This window comes from Streptomyces sp. NPDC054765 (assembly GCF_053612065.1).
In genome coordinates this window covers 1-16,357 of sequence record NZ_JBSHBP010000055.1, presented here as the reverse complement: position 1 = coordinate 16,357, position 16,357 = coordinate 1, and the positions used below count along the sequence as shown (strand labels likewise).

Sequence of the window (16,357 nt, the reverse complement as noted above, 5' to 3'; positions counted from 1 at the left end):
AATGCAATTTCACTCGGAATTCCAGACTCCGCCGCCCGGCTGCCCCGCGCACGCCGACGGCGAAAGGGTGCCGCTGCACGGGCCGGAGTTCGCCGCCGCGCCGGACGCTTTCTACGACATGCTGCGGCAGTACGGACCCAGCGCGCCCGTCGAGCTGGCCCCCGGAGTGGACGTCGAACTCGTCACGGACTACGCAGCGGCGCTCCATGTGCTGCAGAATCCGGATGTCTTTGCGCGGGATTCTCGCCTTTGGCGTGCACTGAACGAGGGCCGCGTGCCGCTGGACAGCCCGGTCCTGCCGATGATGATGTACCGGCCGAACTGTCTGTTTTCCGACGGTGCCGACCATATGAGGCTGCGTCAGCCGGTCACGGCGAGTCTGGCCCGGGTGGACACACACCGGCTGAGCCGTCATGTCGACCGCGTTGCTGCGTATCTCATCAGCCAGTTCAGCAGTCGTGGCCGAGCGGATCTGGTCGCCGACTACGCCCAGTTGCTGCCGCTGCTGGTCTTCAACGACCTCTTCGGCTGCCCTGCCGAGATCGGTGACCGCCTGGTCTTTGGCATATCGGGCATTTTTGACGGAGTCGACGCGGAGAAGGCAAACGAAGTCCTCACCGAGGCGCTGCTGGAACTCGTGGCGCTCAAGCGGCGGTCGCCGGGCGAGGACGTCACCTCTTGGCTGATGGAGCACCCGTCCGGGCTCTCCGACGAGGAGATGGTCCATCAGCTCGTCACCCTCATGGCGGCGGGTACGGAACCCACGCAGAACATCATTTCCAGCGCGCTGCGACTGCTGCTGACCGATGAGAAGTACGCCGGGGGCCAGCACGCGGCCGGACTGCTGGTCGACGATGCCATCAACGATGTGCTCTGGAACAGCGCTCCGATCGCCAACTACGGTGTGCACTACCCGGTGCACGACGTGGATCTCGGGGGCACCAAGCTGCCGGCCGGCGATCCCGTGGTCATCAGCTTCGCAGCCGCCAACACCGACCCGAACCTCTCGACGGGTCGTCAAATGCTCAGTAAGCGGGCGCATCTCGCCTGGAGCGCGGGCCCGCACGCCTGCCCCGGCAAGGATCCCGCCCTGCTAGTGTCCGTCCTGGCCATCGAGAAACTGCTCAACGCCCTGCCGGACATCGATCTGGCCTTGCCTGCGGAAAGCCTGACCTGGCGACCGGGTCCGTTCCACCGGGCGTTGGAAGCGCTGCCCGCCCGCTTCACCCCGGTGCGGCCCGAGCGGCGTGCCTCCGCTTCCGCCGCGACGGTTCACCACACGGCAGAAGGCGCCTCTGGACAGGACCGGATGGGGGGTCAAAAAGGTAAGTGGTGGAGCTCATTCCTTTCTTGGTGGAAGGTGTGAAATTCGCAACAAGGGTGAGCTTTCCCATGGGTGTAAACATTCAGTCGCTTGGGTAGTTAGGTTTGGTCTTCCTGGCCTGATGGATTGAATGAAGGAGTTCTCAAGTGGAACCCTCCGTGGTTGTCCCGTCAATTGACTCGTCCGTCGACCGGCGCTCTGTGGTAAGGCTACTTTCTCGCCTTCGGTCATCGGATGGTCAAGCGAATCCCTGGGCACACTATGCTGAACTCCGATCGATGGGCGATATTGTTCCGGCACCTTGGGGCGGCCAACTGGTGACCTCTTTCAGCCTGTGTTGTCACGTGTTGCGCAACAAGTCATGGCTGGTACCGGACAGCGACTGGCGGGCTCGGCAGGGTGCGACGACCCGTTGGACGACCCTTTGTTCGCAGCAAATGGCAGACTCGCTGCCCGGCCTCAATCCACCGCACCACACACAGGTCCGGCGGGCGGCGGGCAATATATTCGACCGGAAGTCCCTGGACGGCATAAGAATTTCGGTCGAGCGCACCACCGAGAAACTACTCGATCGGCTCGCGGAAAGTCTGAAGGATGGCGAGACGGACTTTGGTGTCCTCGTCAGTGACGAATTGCCGGTGATCACGATAGGGGAATGGCTCGGCCTGCCGACCGCGGATTATCCGCTGCTGCGGTCACTCGCCCGGGACCAGGTATTCGCCCAGGAACTGCTGCCCTCGGCGAGTCAGCTGGCGCAGGCGGATGCCGCAACCCAGACTCTGCGCGAGTATTTCATCGCCTTGGTGCGGGAACGCCGCCGGGCGCCGGGAAATGACCCGATCTCGGGGTGGCTGAGGACCTGGGACGAGTTCGAACCACATCAGGATGCCGCGGACGAGGCCGTCTTCCGACTCGCCCTGTTCGTGGTTCTGGCGTCGTTGGAGACCACCTCGAACCTGCTGTCCACGATGGGGTGGCTGATCGCCGAACACCCGCGCCAGATGGCGCGGTTGCGTGCCAACCCGGAATACATACCGGGGGCCGTCGAAGAGATCCTGCGCTACGACGCCCCGACGCATGTGGTGAGCCGGGTCGCCGCTGAGGACACCGTGCTCGCGGGCGTCCCCGTGGCGAAGGACGAGATGGTGCATCTCATGGTCGGCGCCGCCCACCACGATCCCGCGCAGTACGCCGATCCCGCCTTCTTCGACGTCTGCCGCAAGGCCACCCACCTCAGCTTCAGCGGCGGGATCCACTACTGTCTCGGCGCCGCGCTGGCCCGGCTGGAAGCGACGACTCTGCTGACCGCCGTGCTCCGACGCTTCCCCGGCCTGCGGCTGGGCCGTACGCCCGAATGGGAGCCGCGAGTGGCCTTCCGACGGCTCGTGGCGCTGTCCGTGGTCGAGTCCTGACAGCGCCGTAGGAGAAGAAGTCGTGATCGATAGCTACAAGACCCTTGCTGTCACCCAGCAGGGCCCCGTACTCAACGTCCAGTTGAACAGCCCGGAAACCGGCAATGCGCTCTGCGAGCCGATCCTCGACGAACTGCTGACGGTGTGCGCGACGTTGCACGACCGGCCCGAGATACGGGTGGTGATTCTCTCCGGCGCGGGAGCGGATTTCTGCCTGGGCGGAGACCGCCGGGAGTTCGCGGAATCCCTCGCCGCGGACCCCTCCGGGGCGGCCCTTCGTTCCTTGGGCAACAAGGCGCGGCGGGTGTGTGAAGGGCTCGCGGCCACCAGCGCGGTCACCATCGCCCGGCTGCACGGCGGAGTGATCGGCGCGGGCATCGCGCTCGCGGTGTTCTGCGATCTGCGGGCCGGTGCGGACAACTGCCGCTTCCGGCTGCCGGAGCTCGCGCTGGGCCTGCCGCCCGCCTGGGGAGGCGTGCTGCCACGGTTGCTGAACGAGGCGGGAGCCGCCAGGATCCGCGAGCTGATCCTGACCGGTGAGAGCTTCGATGCGGCGAAGGCGGCCGAGCTGGCCCTGCTCCACAAGGTCGTTCCCGAGGACGAGCTGGACGAGGTCATCGCGCGGTGGACCAGGCCGCTGGTCCGCAGGTCTCCGTTGGCCCTGCGGACCGCCAAGCTCATGATGAACGCCTACGCGGGCGCCAACCGTCTGGCGGACGCCACCCTTTTCGACGCGGAGATGCTGACGTCGGTGCTGGCGGCCACCGGGTCGAAACCGCTCGGCTGACGTGGCGCCAGGGGAGGCAGTGCGGGTACGGGTGCGGTTCCTGCCCGGTCGTGCCCGCCGGACCCCGGCCGACCGGCCGGGGTCAGCCCCCGGCGTCCGGCACGTCTTCCCGGTGCCGTGCCGCCAGCTCCAGATACATCGCGGCATTCAGCTTGATGCTCTCGCGCTCCTCGCCGGTCAGCTCCCGCTTGACTTTCGCCGGTACCCCGGCGACCAGTGAGCCGGGCGGCACCCGCATGCCCTGGGGGACCAGTGCCTGCGCGGCGATCAGGGAGCCCGCGCCGATGTGGGCCCCGTTCAACACCGTGGCACCCATGCCGATCAGGACGTCGTCCTCCACGGTGCAGCCGTGCAGGACGGCATTGTGACCGACCGAGACCCGCGCGCCGACGGTCACCGGAAAACCGGGGTCCACATGCACCGTGCAGTTGTCCTGGATGTTGCTGTCGGCGCCGAGCACGATCGGGCCGAAGTCGGCCCGCAGCACCGCGTGGTACCAGACGCTGGCGCCCGCCGCCATGGTGACCTCGCCGAGCACGACGGACGTCGGGGCGGTGAATGCCTCCTGGTCGACCCTCGGCTCCTTGCCGCCCACCGGTGAAATCAACGCCCGTCCCGTCATCTCTGCATCTCCTCGCTGTTCCGCGCCGCGCCAACAGCACCGTAGACGACGGCCGCTGCGCCGGGCAGGGGCGGCCGTCGGTGGGGCGAAGATCACAGCCTGCCGTGCGGCCCGCCGGCCGGCCGGCTGAGTACGGTGTGCGAGTGCCGATGAACCAGAACGTGTTCTCATCCGTCGCGGCCTGGCGGCGCCGGGCCGTGTCGCGTGCCGTCCACCGTGGCGCGCGCTGGGTGAGGGAGGCCGCGGCCGTCACGGCCGAGCGGCCGGGCCCCTACCGCTTCCGCCGGATCGGCACCGGCACCCGGCTCGCCTTCCCGCAGGGCACGGTCTTCGGTGACCCGTGGATCGAGCTCGGCGACCACTGCATCATCGCCCAGGACGTGACGCTGACGGCGGGCATGATGCCGGACCTCGATCTCGGCCCGGACCCGATCCTCACGCTGGGAAACGGTGTGGTGCTGGGCCGCGGCAGCCATGTGATCGCGGATGTCCGGCTGACGATCGGCGACGACTGCTTCTTCGGCCCCGGTGTGTACGTCACCACCACCAACCACAGCTATGACGACCCCGAGGTGCCGGTCGGCAAGCAGTGGCCGCGCACCGATCCGGTGGCCATCGGCGCCGGCAGCTGGATCGGTACCGGGGCGGTGATCCTGCCCGGGGCGCGGCTGGGCCGGAATGTGGTGGTCGCGGCCGGGGCCGTGGTCCGCGGTGAGGTGCCGGACCATGCGGTGGTCGCCGGCGCGCCCGCGAGGGTCGTCCGCAGCTGGGATCCCCGGGAGGGCTGGCAGCCGCCGCTGCGGACGCCGGCGCCGGTGCCGATCCCCGAGGGCGTCACCCCGGACCAGCTGCTCGCGCTGCGGGCCTGGCAGGCGCAGGAAGCCAAGGAGACGTACGAGGCGTCCTGAGCCGCCGTCAGGCAGGGCCGGGGCCCGCCGTCGGCCCCGGTCCGCGTCAGCTCCCGGAGGCGAGCAGGACCGAGCCGGCCACCGCGAGGGAGGCCCCGGCCGTCTGGATCGCCCGCAGCCGCTCCTTGAGGACGCCGAGGGCGGCGAGCGAGGTGACGACGGGGTAGAGGGAGGCGAGCACCGCCGCCATGGTGACCGGCCCGTGCTGGGCGGCCAGGGCGTAGGTGCCGTTGGCGGCGACATCGGCGATCCCGACGAAGCCGAGTGCGGGCAGCGCGCCGCAAAGGGCCGTGAGACCGCCCTCGGGCAGTGCCGGGGTGCCGCGCCGTACCGACGCGTACAGGGCGGCGCCGCCGACGGCGACATTGCACACCCGCTGGACGAACAGGGCGAGGAAGAGCCCGGTCACGGTCGTGGACGCCTCCGAGATCAGCGCCATCACCGCGCCGAACCCGAGCGCCGAGACCAGCGTCAGCGCAACGGTCTGGCGGGCCACGGAAGCGCCGCTGATCCGCGGGCCGCCCGCCAGCAGGACGCCGATCACGGCCACGACCATGCCCATGGCCTGCAGCAGCCCCGGCCGCTCGCCCGCCACGATCCCGACGCCGAGCGGTACGAGGACGGTGCCGACCGAGGCGAGCGGGGAGACCACGCCCATCGGCCCGAGCGCCAGCGCACGGTAGAAGCAGAGCATGGCGGCGGGACCCACGACGCCCGCCCCGACCGCGAACCACAGTTGCGGTCCGGCCTCCCGCCAGCCGCCGGTGGCCAGCACGACGGCGCCCAGCGCCACGGCGGCCAGCGTCTGCGAGACGACCACCACGGTCAGTGCCTGCAGGCGTCGGGTGAGCAGTCCGCCGCCGAAGTCGGCGAGCCCCCACAGAAGACTGGTGGCCAAGGCGAAGACCGCTGTCATGGTGAAACCTCGCAGTACAGTGAACCGGACGCTGAAGTACACCACACCGTAGTGCAACAGACTGCATCGCGGCATTCAATATATTGCCCATCGACTTGGACGGACCGTGACGGACCTCGACCAGCTCACGCAGTCGCTCGCCCGCAACCTCAAGCACTGGCGCGCCGAGCGCGGCTTCACCCTCGATGCGCTGGCGGCCCGTGCCGGGGTCAGCCGTGGAATGATCATCCAGATTGAGCAGGCCCGGACAAATCCGAGCGTGGGGACCACTGTCAAGATCGCCGACGCGCTCGGCGTCAGCATCACCACGCTCCTCGACTACGAGCAGGGGCCGCAGGTACGCATCGTGGCGCCGAGTGAGGCGGTCCGCCTGTGGTCCACCGAGGCCGGCAGCTTCACCACGCTCCTGGTGGGCGCCGAGGCACCCGGGCCGTACGAACTGTGGGACTGGCGGCTGATGCCCGGCGACAGCAGCACCTCCGACCCGCATCCGCCCGGCACCGTGGAGCTGCTCCATGTCCGGTCCGGCACGCTGACGCTGGTCGTGGACGACGAGGAGCACACGGTGCCCGCCGGGGCCTCGGCGTCCTTCGAGGCGAAGGTCGCGCACGGCTACCGCAACGACGGTGGGGAACCGGTCGAGATGACCATGTCGGTGATCATCCCGCTCGCCCGCTGAGACGGTCCGCCGCCCCTCCGGCGCGACTGTTAACTTGGCGTCATGCCCGTGCCGATGGATGCCTTTGACGAGGTCCGCCCCGCTGCCGAGTGCCTGGACCTGCTGACCGGGCCGGTGGCCGCCGCGATCCGCGCCTGGAGCGGATCCGTACCGGTCGGGGAGCTGCGCTATGTCGACACGGACCCGGCCATCGCGGACACCGCCCTGCTCGTCGAGCGCTACGGGCCCTGGCTCCTGGACCAGTCGGCGAACTGTGTGGTGGTGGCCGGCAAGCGCGGCGGCGACGTCACCCTGGCCGCCTGCGTCGTCCTCTCCCACACCCGCGTCGACGTCAATGGTGCGGTGCGGCGTCAACTGGGAGCCCGCAAGGCCTCGTTCGCGCCGATGGACAAGGCGGTCGGCGACAGCGGGATGGAGTACGGCGGGATCACCCCGATCGGCCTGCCCGCCGGCTGGCCACTGCTGGTGGATGCCGCCGCCGCCGATATCCCCTACGCCCTGATCGGCAGCGGCAGCCGCCGCGGCAAGCTCATCGTGCCGGGCAAGGCACTGGCCGAACTGCCCGGTGCCACGGTCCTGGACGGGCTGGGTATCGCTTAGAGCCGGTCCGGCGGACGGTGGACGGCGGTCGGGCCGTAGCTCGTCGGCCGGGCCCTACGGGACGAACGCGCCGGACCGCAGATTCAGCGAGAGCGCTGTGGAGTGCTCCGTGAAACCCGGGCTGCGGTACGGCGGTTCGGCACCGTCGGTGGCAGGCAGGCAGGCAGGCAGGCAGACCGACCCGGGTCACGCCCCGCTCGGCGCACCACCCGCGCAACGCCCGAGCGGCTCGGGCGACGACCGTGCCCGGACGTCCATGCACCCGCCGCTCAGCCCAGACGGGGAATCTCAATGGCCGGACAGCGATCCATCACCATGTCGAGCCCGGAGTCGTGCACCCGGTCCCAGGCCGCCTCGTCGACCACCCCGAGCTGGAACCAGACGGCCTTCGCCCCGACCGCCACGGCCTCATCGGCGATGGCGCCCGCATGCTCGCTGTTGACGAACACATCCGCCACATCGACGGGGAAGGGAATCGCGGCCAGGGAGGGATACCCCTGCTCACCGTGGACCGTCTCGGCCTTCGGATGCACCGGCACGATCCGCTTGCCGTAGCGCTGCAGCACCTCCGCGACGCCGTACGCCGCGCGCTGCTCGTTGTGGGACAGGCCCACGACGGCCCAGGTGTCGCCGAGCTCGGTGAGGATCCTGCGGATGGTGCCGGTGTCGCCGTACACGCACTGCCTCCTGCGAAGGGAAGGGACTTGTGCGGTCAACGGACGGTGCGCCCCGGAGATTCCCGCCGCGGGAGACGACAAGGCCGTGCGGCGTGCACCGGTGGGCGCGCCGCACGGCAGACGCCCCGCCCGAAGGGGAAGACGGGCGGGGCGGGTCCTCGGGGCCGGCGGCTCAGTTCGCGCCGCGGGCCATTCCGCTGCCGGCCAGCCCGGCCCCGACGGCGGTACTGCCCTTCGCGGCGCGGGCCGGCTTGCCGATGCCCCGGCCGCTGCCCACCGGCTCGGCCCCGCCGGCGCCGGTACCCGGGCGCGGCGCCACGGGCACGGCCGCCTCCCGCGGCTCGTCCGCCGTTTTGGACGACCCGGCCAGCGTCGCGCGCAGCTCCTCGGTGTCCACCAGCATGCTCACCGGGCCGGTCGGGTTGAGGTACAGCGCATGGCCCGGCGGCAGCTGCTCGACGAGTTCGGCCACCGGCCGCCGGTCGTACAGCAGACGGCCCACCGATTCGAGGTAGCTCTGCGAGGTGTAGACGGGGATCACCGGGGTGCCCTCGGGCGAGGCGGCGGCCAGCGGCGTACCGGTCGCGGTGACCAGTACGGAGACCTCCGCGCGCGCCAGCGCCTCGGAGACGGCCTCTCCCGGTCCGTAACCGGTCGCGGCGAGCTGGATCGCGCTGTCGACCGCATCGGCCGGCTCCGCCCAGTCCAGCATCTGGGGCGACGGCCGGTACTCCGGGTTGTCCCGCCACTCCACGATCTCGCCCGTGGCGTCCGAGCGCCATTGCCCGATCAGTGCCCAGAGGGGTGGTGGCCCCTCTTCCCGCCAGGTCAGATCCACCATGGCCAGCCAGTGGTCGGGTGCCGTGCGTGCCGCCTCGATGACCTCCGGCGGGGGCTCGGGCATCTCCTCGCCCGTCACGGGAACTCCCGCCGTCATCGCCGACTGTGTGCTCTCTTCCATGCCGCCCTCCGCAAACCCGCCGTTCCTACACGTACGAGCGGGGCCCCGGAACACGAGGCTCTCGCACTGACCTCACAGTGCCCACGGGCGGGGCGGACGTCTCACCGACGCACCGTGCGGACGGGGTGGGTACGCCGCCTGGCCGTGCGGACTGCGCCCGTACGGCGGACACCCGCGCCCTTACGGCGGACACCTCAGCGCGGCGCAGTCCGGGGGAGCGGCCGGTGTCCGCTTGTCACAGGGGCCGCATAGGCTGGTCCGATGCAGGAGCAGTACCGCACGCTCGCGCGCGAGGGCGTCCACGAGATCGAAATCAACAAGTCCCGCTTCCTCTGCGCGCTCGCGCCCGTCGCGACCGAGGCCGAGGCCCAGGGCTTCATCGCGCGCATCCGCAAGGAGCACCCCACCGCGCGACACCACTGCTTCGCTTATGTGCTGGGCGCCGACGGTGGCATCCAGAAGGCCGGCGACGACGGCGAGCCGGGCGGTACCGCCGGCGTACCGATGCTGCAGATGTTGGTGCGCCGTGAGGTCCGCTATGTCGTCGCCGTCGTCACCCGCTACTTCGGCGGCGTCAAGCTGGGCGCGGGCGGCCTCATCCGTGCGTACGGCGGTGTCGTCGGCGAGGCGCTGGACACCCTGGGCACGGTCACCCGGCGGCGCTTCCGCCTGGTGACGGTCACCGTCGACCACCGGCGCGCGGGCCGGGTGGAGAACGATCTGCGCACGACGGGACGGGCGGTGCGGGAGGTGACCTACGGGGCGGAGGTGTGCATCGAGGTCGGGCTGCCGGAAGCCGATCTGGAGGCCTTCCGTGCCTGGCTCGCGGACACCACCGCCGGCACGGCGAGGCTGGAGCTCGGCGGCGAGGCGTACGGGGAGCTCTGAGCGGCTGGGCGGCCGGTGTGTTCCGGGGGCGCCGGCCGGGTGAGGGGCCGGGGCGCCGACGGGGCCATTCCGGCGGAGGGGCCGGTTTCGGCGACGGGGGGCGAGGCCGGCACCGGGGGACGGAAAGTTCGGTGCGGACCGGTGCGCCGGGGCGCGGATCGTGTCAGCCTGTGGCGCGGCGGGAACAGGCCGCGAAACCGGTGCGCGGGCCGGCACGAGAAAGGGCTTCCCCATGCCTGAACTTCCCGATGAGCGCGTGGGATTCGTCCGCCGGATCGGTCTGTTCCAGGCCACCGCCATCAACATGAGTCAGATGTGTGGCATCGGGCCCTTTGTGACCATCCCGCTGATGGTCGCTGCGTTCGGCGGACCGCAAGCCGTGACCGGGTTTCTCGCGGGTGCGGTCCTGGCGCTCGCCGACGGACTGATCTGGGCCGAGCTGGGGGCGTCGCTGCCCGGCGCCGGCGGCAGCTATGTCTATCTGCGGCAGGCGTTCCAGTACCGGACCGGCAAGCTGATGCCGTTTCTGTTCGTCTGGACGGCCATGCTCTTCATCCCGCTGGGGATGTCCACCGGCGTGATCGGCTTTGTGCAGTATCTCGGCTATCTGTGGCCGGACATGAGCCCGGGGCAGGGCGACCTCGTCGGCCTCGTCGTCACCGCGGGCATCATCGTGCTGCTGTGGCGGCGGGTGGAGAACATCGCCAAGCTCACCGTCGTCCTGTGGACGGTGATGATCGCCTCCGTCGTCCTGGTCATCGCCGCCGCCTTCACCCACTTCAGCCCCCAGCGCGCCTTCACCTACCCCGCCCATGCCTTCGAGCTGACGGCCAGTCATTTCTGGGCCGGTTTCGCGGCCGGCCTGACGATCGGCATCTACGACTACCTCGGCTACAACACCATCGCGTACATGAGCGCCGAGGTCCGACAGCCCGGCCGCACCATCCCCCGCGCCGTCATCACCTCGATCCTCGGCATCATGACGATCTATCTGCTCCTGCAGATCGGCACCCTGGGCACGGTGAACTGGCAGGACATGCTTGACCCGCACTCCACGGCGTCCTCCTCCGTTGCCTCCGCCGTACTGGAAAAGGCCTGGGGCACGGGCGCCGCCGACACCGTCACCGTGCTCATCCTCGTCACCGCAGTGGCCTCCGTCTTCACCGGCCTCCTCGGCGGCTCCCGGGTCCCCTACGACGCCGCCCGCGACCGGGTCTTCTTCCGCCCGTACGGCACGCTCCACCCTCGTCACCGCTTCCCCGTACTGGGCCTGCTGACCATGGGAGCCGTGATGGCCGCGGGCTTCCTCATCGGACGGCACACCGACCTGGCCACCATCATCCAGCTGCTGACCACCGTCATGGTGATCGTGCAGTCGCTGGCCCAGGTCGCCGCGGTGACCGTGCTGCGCCGCCGCCAGCCGGGACTGCGCCGCCCGTACCGGATGTGGCTCTATCCGCTGCCGAGCGTCGTGGCACTGGCCGGCTGGCTGGTGATCTACGGCTTCGCGGACCGCAACTCACCTGGCAGGGACCCCGTCGAATGGTCGCTGGCGTGGGTCGGGGCGGGCGTGGTGGCCTTCCTCGCATGGGCCCGTTACGAAAAGGAGTGGCCGTTCGGGCCGAAACGGATCAGCGAGGAGTATCTGCACGGCGCGGATCCGGACACCGGGCGAGCCGGCGTGCATGTGGGGGAACCGGGAACCGGGGACACGGTAGGGGCCGCCGGGGACGGCTGAGACCGTCCCGCGCCGTTCGGTGCGAAGTGGCTTCCCCGCACATCTGCCCCGGATGCGGGTGCAAGAATGAGGGCCCGGGACGGGCGGAGTGCGGTCGGCCACCGCTCAGGCGGGGACCGGGTATCCGACCCGGTTGTACCGGTGCAGGTTCGAGGGCTCTCTGAGGGGAAAACATGCAGGTCGGAGCCGCTAGGTGAGATTTCTGCACACATCCGACTGGCATCTGGGGCGGTCCTTCCACCGGGTGAGCCTGCTCTCCGCGCAGCGTGCGTTCCTCGATCATCTCGTCGAGACGGTGCGCGCCCGGGACATCGACGCGGTGCTGGTCGCCGGCGATGTCTATGACCGTGCGGTGCCGCCGCTCGCCGCCGTCGAGCTCTTCGACGACGCGCTGCACCGGCTCGCCGGTCTCGGCGTCCCGGCCGTGATGATCTCCGGCAACCATGACTCGGCCCGCCGGCTGGGCGTCGGGTCCGGACTGATGGAGCGGGCCGGAATCCATCTCCGTACCGACCCGTCCGGGTGCGGCACCCCGGTGCTGCTCGCCGATGACCACGGCCCGGTCGCGCTCTACGGGCTGCCGTACCTCGAACCCGCCATGGTGCGCGACACCCTCGGCGCACGGCGTGCCGGCCATGCGGAGGTGCTGGGCGCGGCGATGGAGCGGGTACGGGCCGACCTCGCCGGCCGGCCGGCCGGGACCCGCTCCGTGGTGCTGGCGCATGCCTTTGTCACCGGGGGTGCGGTCAGCGACAGCGAGCGCGATATCTCCGTCGGCGGGGTCGACTCCGTCCCCGCGGCCGTGTTCGACGGCGTGGACTACGTCGCCCTCGGGCATCTGCACGGCTGTCAGGCCCTGACCGAGCGGGTCCGCTACTCCGGCTCGCCGCTCGCCTACTCCTTCTCCGAGGCCGCGCACCGCAAGTCTTCCTGGATCGTCGATCTCGACGCGGAGGGCGCCGTGCGCGCGGAGCGGGTGGACTGCCCGGTGCCGCGGCCGCTGGCCCGTATCCGGGGACCGCTGGAACAGGTGCTGGAGGACCCGGAGCCGGCCCGGCACGAGGAGTCCTGGGTCGAGGTGACGCTCACCGACACCGTCCGCCCGCACGAGCCCATGGCCCGGCTCGCCCGGCGCTTCCCGCACATCGTCAGCCTCGTCTTCGACCCGGACGAGGGGCCCACCCGTTCGCTGGCCTCCTATGCACAGCGGTTGCGCGGGCGCAGCGACCAGGAGATCGCCGAGGATTTCGTGGAACACGTACGGTCCGGCCGGGTGGCCGATGAGCAGGAGCGCGCCGAGCTGCGCTCGGCGATCGACGAGGTGCGCGTCGACGAGATGGCGGCCGAGGTGGCGCGTTGAGGCTGCACCGGCTCTCCCTCACCGCCTTCGGGCCCTTCGGCGGCTCCCAGACCATCGACTTCGACCGGCTCTCGCGCGACGGCCTGTTCCTGCTGCACGGCCCGACGGGCGCGGGCAAGACCTCGGTCCTGGACGCGGTGTGCTTTGCGCTGTACGGGTCGGTTCCCGGGGCGCGGCTAAGCGGTCAGGCGCTGCGCAGCGACCTGGCCGATCCGCTGACCCTCACCGAGGTGGTCCTCGAACTGACCGTCGGCGAACGGCGGTTGGAGATCACCCGGCTCCCCGAGCAGCCGCGCCCCAAGAAGCGGGGCAGCGGCACGACGAAGGAGAAGGCGCAGAGCAGGCTGCGGGAATTCGTCCCGGCGGGGTCCGGCGGCGGGGGAGCGGCAGACGGCAATGGGGGAGCGGCGGACGGCGACGGGCCGGTGGACGGCTCGGCCGGCCACTGGAAGGCGCTGAGCCGCTCGCACCAGGAGATCGGTGAGGAGATCGGCCAGCTGCTCGGTATGAGCAAGGAGCAGTTCTGCCAGGTGGTGCTGCTGCCGCAGGGCGACTTCGCGCGCTTTCTGCGCGCCGATGCGGAGGCTCGCTCCCGGCTGCTGGGGCGGCTCTTCGACACCCGGCGGTTCGCCGCCCTCGAAGAGCAGCTCAATGCGCGCCGGAAGGCCGCCGCGGACACGGTCACGGCAGGCGACGAACGACTGCTGGCGCTGGCGCACCGGATGGCGCAGGCGGCCGGTGAGAGCGCCGATCTCACCGATCCGTCGGTGCCGGCGCCGGACCGGAGCGGGCCGGTGGCGGGCGCGCCGGCCGGTGGACGCGGCCGCGTCACGGCGGTGGCCGCGATGAGGGCGACGGTGCCGGGTCAGGCCGGGTCCGTGGAGGGCGGCGGACGAGGCGGGCAGGCCGCGCCGGGCCGTACCGCCGCCGCGCAGGACCCCGCCACACCGGGCCCCGGCGAGCCGGGCTTCGCCGAGGCGGTACTGGTCAGGGCGGCCGTCGCCCGGGTGAGCGCACGGGAACGGCTGGCGGTGGCGCGGTCCGCGGCGCAGTCCGCCGAGACCGCGGAGCACCGGGCGGCCGGGCGGTGGGAAGAGGCCCGTGAGCGGGACCGGCTCCAGCAGCGGTACGCGGACGCCCGGCGGCGGGCCGCCCGGCTCGCGGACCGCGCCGACGAGCGGGAGCGTACCCGCGAGAGGCTGGAGCGGGCCCGGTCGGCAGCGGAGGTCGCGCCCGCACTCGCGCTGCGCGACGCCGCCTGGCACGAACTCGACGCCGCGCAGCGCGCCGAGCGTCGGCACAGAAGCCCGCTGCCGTCCGCCCTCGCCGACGCCGAGAGCGATCAACTCGCCGCCCGGGAGGGGGAGCTGAGGGAAGAGCTGGGCTCCCTCGGGGCGGCCCGGCGGGCCGAGCGGCGAGCCGCCGACATCGGCCGGGAGCGGGCCGGCCTCGACCGTGAGGCGCGCGCCGATGAGCAGACGCTGCTGGACGCCGCCGAGTGGCTCGCCACCTGGGGGGAGACCCAGCGCGCCCACCAGCGGCGGATCGAGACGGCGCAGGAAGCCGCCGGCCGGGCCGAACAGCTCGGCGCCCGGATCGAACCGGCCGCCGAACGCTGGGAAGCGGCCCGTCGACGCGACCGGCTGGATGCCGGGGTGCGGTCGGCGGAAGGGGAACTGCTCGCCGCCCGGGAGCGGTCCGCAGCCGCCCATGAGCACTGGCTCGATCTCAAGGACCGCCGGCTGCGCGGGATCGCCGCCGAGCTGGCGGACGGGCTGTGCGAGGGGCAGGCGTGCGCGGTGTGCGGCGCGACCGAGCACCCCGACCCGGCCCGTGCCGACGCGGACCATGTCGACCGGACGGCAGAGGAAGCCGCCCGGGAGGCCCACCGCCAGGCCGAGGAGGCCCGGCAGCAGGCGGAGGTCCGCTGGCAGTCCGGCAAAGAGGCGCTGGCCGCCGCGGCCGCCACGGCAGGGGACACCCCGGCCGCCGAACTCGCCACGCAGGCGGAGGAGTTGCGGGCCGGCTTCGCCCGCGCCCAGGCGCTCGGCGCCGGCCTCCAGGCCGCCCGCGAGGCGCTCGGACGCGCCGAGCACGCATACGAACGGCGCCGCGACGAGCAGCAGCAGGCCGAGCGCCGGGCCGCTGCCCGCACCTCCCATCGTGCGGCGCTGGACCGCGAACGGGCCGCCCTGGAGGAGGAGCTGACCCGGGCGCGGGGCGACTGTCCGAGCGTGGCCGACCGGGCCGCGCGGCTGGAGCGGCAGATCGCCCTGCTCACCGCGGCGGCGGAGGCGGCCCGTACGGCGGACGCCTGCGCCCAGCGGCTCAAGGACGCCGGCGCCGGACTCTCCGACGCCGCACATCGCGCCGGATTCGACACCCCGCAGGCCGCCGCTGAGGCACTGCTGCGGGACGGCGAATGGCGGGTGCTGCAACAGCGGCTCGACGAATGGCAAGCCGAATCCGCCGCGGTGGAAGCGGAGTTGGCCGACCCCGAGGCCTCCGCCGCCGCGGCGCAGCCGCCCGCGGACCCGGCCGGCGCCGAGACCGCGCACCAGGCCGCGGCGGCACGACTGCGCACGGCGTCGGCCACCCACGCCACCGCCCGGGAACGCTGCGCCGAGCTCGACCGGCTCTCCGCCCGCGCCGACGCCGACGCCCGCGCACTGGCCCCGCTGCGCGCCGCCCACGCCCGCATCGCCCGCCTGGCCGCACTCGCCTCCGGCACGTCCTCCGAGAACGAGCGGCGGATGCGTCTGGAGTCATATGTCCTCGCCGCCCGGCTCGAACAGGTCGCGGCCGCCGCCACGGCCCGGCTGCACCGGATGTCCGCCGGCCGCTACACCCTCGTCCACTCCGACGAACGGGCCGGCGGCGCCCGGCGCTCCGGCCTGGGGCTGCACGTCATCGACGCCTGGACCGGCCGCGAACGGGACACCTCCAGCCTCTCCGGCGGCGAGACCTTCTTCGCCTCGCTCGCGCTGGCGCTCGGCCTCGCCGATGTCGTCACCGACGAGGCGGGCGGCACCCGGCTGGACACCCTCTTCATCGACGAGGGGTTCGGAAGCCTGGACGAACAGACCCTGGACGAGGTGCTGGACGTCCTGGACTCACTGCGCGAACGCGACCGCAGCGTCGGCATCGTCAGCCATGTCCCCGACCTCAAGGCGCGGATTCCCTCCCAGCTGGAGGTCGTCAAGGACCGCTCGGGCTCCACGGTCCGGCACCGCGTACGGATCACGGGTGAGGTCATCGACTCCGGGGGAGGCTTCCGGCGTTGACCCCGGCCGTGGCTGCGGACCCGTCGATCTCGCAGGCGCGCATCCCCTCGCATCGCGCTCTGCGATGTACCGGCCCTCGTGGTCGAGCACCGCGGTCGCCGCCCCGCCGACTGCGCCGCGCCGCCGACTGCGCCGCGCCGCCGACTGCGCCGCGCCGCCGACTGCGCCGCGCCGCCGACTGCGCCGCGCCGCCGACTGCGC

At 71.7% G+C, this 16,357-nt stretch carries 14 protein-coding genes; 10 read left to right on the top strand and 4 right to left on the bottom strand.

Going from position 1 to position 16,357, the window contains the following annotated elements; all coding sequences use genetic code 11:
- The first annotated feature begins 1 nt into the window (after window position 1).
- The 3 genes from ACWGJY_RS28235 (at window position 2) to ACWGJY_RS28225 (ending at window position 3,523) form a co-directional block, all read left to right on the top strand.
- Window positions 2-1,366: a cytochrome P450 gene (locus tag ACWGJY_RS28235; protein ID WP_453263679.1), complete on the top strand. Its 1,365-nt coding sequence runs from the start codon at window positions 2-4 to the stop codon at window positions 1,364-1,366.
- Between the two features lie 236 nt (window positions 1,367-1,602).
- Window positions 1,603-2,736 (top strand): cytochrome P450, encoded by a 1,134-nt coding sequence (locus ACWGJY_RS28230; protein ID WP_453263678.1) that lies wholly within the window; start codon window positions 1,603-1,605, stop codon window positions 2,734-2,736.
- Between the two features lie 22 nt (window positions 2,737-2,758).
- Entirely contained in the window at window positions 2,759-3,523 is a 765-nt protein-coding gene (locus ACWGJY_RS28225) for an enoyl-CoA hydratase/isomerase family protein (RefSeq protein WP_453263677.1), read from the top strand.
- A gap of 82 nt (window positions 3,524-3,605) precedes the next feature.
- On the opposite strand, the gene ACWGJY_RS28220 is transcribed toward ACWGJY_RS28225, so the two are convergent.
- Complete coding sequence (locus tag ACWGJY_RS28220; protein WP_453263676.1) at window positions 3,606-4,145, bottom strand: gamma carbonic anhydrase family protein; 540 nt, start codon at window positions 4,143-4,145, stop codon at window positions 3,606-3,608.
- A gap of 149 nt (window positions 4,146-4,294) precedes the next feature.
- On the opposite strand from ACWGJY_RS28220, the gene ACWGJY_RS28215 reads away from it, so the two are divergent.
- Window positions 4,295-5,053 carry an acyltransferase gene (locus ACWGJY_RS28215; RefSeq protein WP_453263675.1) on the top strand — a complete coding sequence of 253 codons (759 nt, stop codon included), beginning with the start codon at window positions 4,295-4,297 and terminating at the stop codon, window positions 5,051-5,053.
- Between the two features lie 46 nt (window positions 5,054-5,099).
- On the opposite strand, the gene ACWGJY_RS28210 is transcribed toward ACWGJY_RS28215, so the two are convergent.
- Window positions 5,100-5,969 carry an EamA family transporter gene (locus tag ACWGJY_RS28210; RefSeq protein WP_453263674.1) on the bottom strand — a complete coding sequence of 290 codons (870 nt, stop codon included), beginning with the start codon at window positions 5,967-5,969 and terminating at the stop codon, window positions 5,100-5,102.
- 106 nt (window positions 5,970-6,075) lie between these two features.
- On the opposite strand from ACWGJY_RS28210, the gene ACWGJY_RS28205 reads away from it, so the two are divergent.
- Both ACWGJY_RS28205 and ACWGJY_RS28200 read left to right on the top strand, forming a co-directional pair.
- Window positions 6,076-6,648 (top strand): XRE family transcriptional regulator, encoded by a 573-nt coding sequence (locus ACWGJY_RS28205; protein ID WP_453263673.1) that lies wholly within the window; start codon window positions 6,076-6,078, stop codon window positions 6,646-6,648.
- Window positions 6,649-6,690: 42 nt separating this feature from the next.
- Window positions 6,691-7,248, top strand: a complete 558-nt coding sequence (locus tag ACWGJY_RS28200; protein WP_453263672.1) for a YbaK/EbsC family protein — start codon at window positions 6,691-6,693, stop codon at window positions 7,246-7,248.
- A 269-nt stretch (window positions 7,249-7,517) separates the two neighbouring features.
- Here the strand turns inward: ACWGJY_RS28200 and ACWGJY_RS28195 are convergent, their stop codons facing one another.
- Both ACWGJY_RS28195 and ACWGJY_RS28190 read right to left on the bottom strand, forming a co-directional pair.
- Entirely contained in the window at window positions 7,518-7,925 is a 408-nt protein-coding gene (locus tag ACWGJY_RS28195) for a CoA-binding protein (RefSeq protein WP_453263671.1), read from the bottom strand.
- Between the two features lie 172 nt (window positions 7,926-8,097).
- A complete protein-coding gene (locus tag ACWGJY_RS28190) occupies window positions 8,098-8,886 on the bottom strand; it encodes a type VII secretion system-associated protein (RefSeq protein ID WP_453263670.1) in 789 nt (262 codons plus the stop codon).
- 261 nt (window positions 8,887-9,147) lie between these two features.
- Between ACWGJY_RS28190 and ACWGJY_RS28185 the strand changes: the two genes are divergently transcribed.
- The 4 genes from ACWGJY_RS28185 (at window position 9,148) to ACWGJY_RS28170 (ending at window position 16,156) form a co-directional block, all read left to right on the top strand.
- Window positions 9,148-9,774 (top strand): YigZ family protein, encoded by a 627-nt coding sequence (locus ACWGJY_RS28185; protein WP_453263669.1) that lies wholly within the window; start codon window positions 9,148-9,150, stop codon window positions 9,772-9,774.
- Window positions 9,775-10,006: 232 nt separating this feature from the next.
- On the top strand, window positions 10,007-11,512 hold the full coding sequence (locus tag ACWGJY_RS28180) for an APC family permease (RefSeq protein ID WP_453263668.1): 1,506 nt from the start codon (window positions 10,007-10,009) through the stop codon (window positions 11,510-11,512).
- Window positions 11,513-11,705: 193 nt separating this feature from the next.
- Window positions 11,706-12,872 (top strand): exonuclease SbcCD subunit D, encoded by a 1,167-nt coding sequence (locus tag ACWGJY_RS28175; protein ID WP_453263667.1) that lies wholly within the window; start codon window positions 11,706-11,708, stop codon window positions 12,870-12,872.
- Window positions 12,869-16,156: an AAA family ATPase gene (locus tag ACWGJY_RS28170; RefSeq protein WP_453263666.1), complete on the top strand. Its 3,288-nt coding sequence runs from the start codon at window positions 12,869-12,871 to the stop codon at window positions 16,154-16,156. The genes ACWGJY_RS28175 and ACWGJY_RS28170 overlap by 4 nt, the downstream gene beginning before the upstream one ends.
- Window positions 16,157-16,357 lie beyond the last annotated feature (201 nt).

What these genes read in the sequence shown, in the direction of transcription:
- ACWGJY_RS28210 (WP_453263674.1), bottom strand. Translation starts at nt 5,969, where the DNA reads ATGACAGCGGTCTTCGCCTTGGCCACCAGTCTTCTGTGGGGGCTCGCC.
- ACWGJY_RS28185 (WP_453263669.1), top strand. Translation starts at nt 9,148, where the DNA reads ATGCAGGAGCAGTACCGCACGCTCGCGCGCGAGGGCGTCCACGAGATC.
- ACWGJY_RS28180 (WP_453263668.1), top strand. Translation starts at nt 10,007, where the DNA reads ATGCCTGAACTTCCCGATGAGCGCGTGGGATTCGTCCGCCGGATCGGT.
- ACWGJY_RS28200 (WP_453263672.1), top strand. Translation starts at nt 6,691, where the DNA reads ATGCCCGTGCCGATGGATGCCTTTGACGAGGTCCGCCCCGCTGCCGAG.
- ACWGJY_RS28190 (WP_453263670.1), bottom strand. Translation starts at nt 8,886, where the DNA reads ATGGAAGAGAGCACACAGTCGGCGATGACGGCGGGAGTTCCCGTGACG.
- ACWGJY_RS28215 (WP_453263675.1), top strand. Translation starts at nt 4,295, where the DNA reads ATGAACCAGAACGTGTTCTCATCCGTCGCGGCCTGGCGGCGCCGGGCC.
- ACWGJY_RS28235 (WP_453263679.1), top strand. Translation starts at nt 2, where the DNA reads ATGCAATTTCACTCGGAATTCCAGACTCCGCCGCCCGGCTGCCCCGCG.
- ACWGJY_RS28220 (WP_453263676.1), bottom strand. Translation starts at nt 4,145, where the DNA reads ATGACGGGACGGGCGTTGATTTCACCGGTGGGCGGCAAGGAGCCGAGG.
- ACWGJY_RS28230 (WP_453263678.1), top strand. Translation starts at nt 1,603, where the DNA reads ATGGGCGATATTGTTCCGGCACCTTGGGGCGGCCAACTGGTGACCTCT.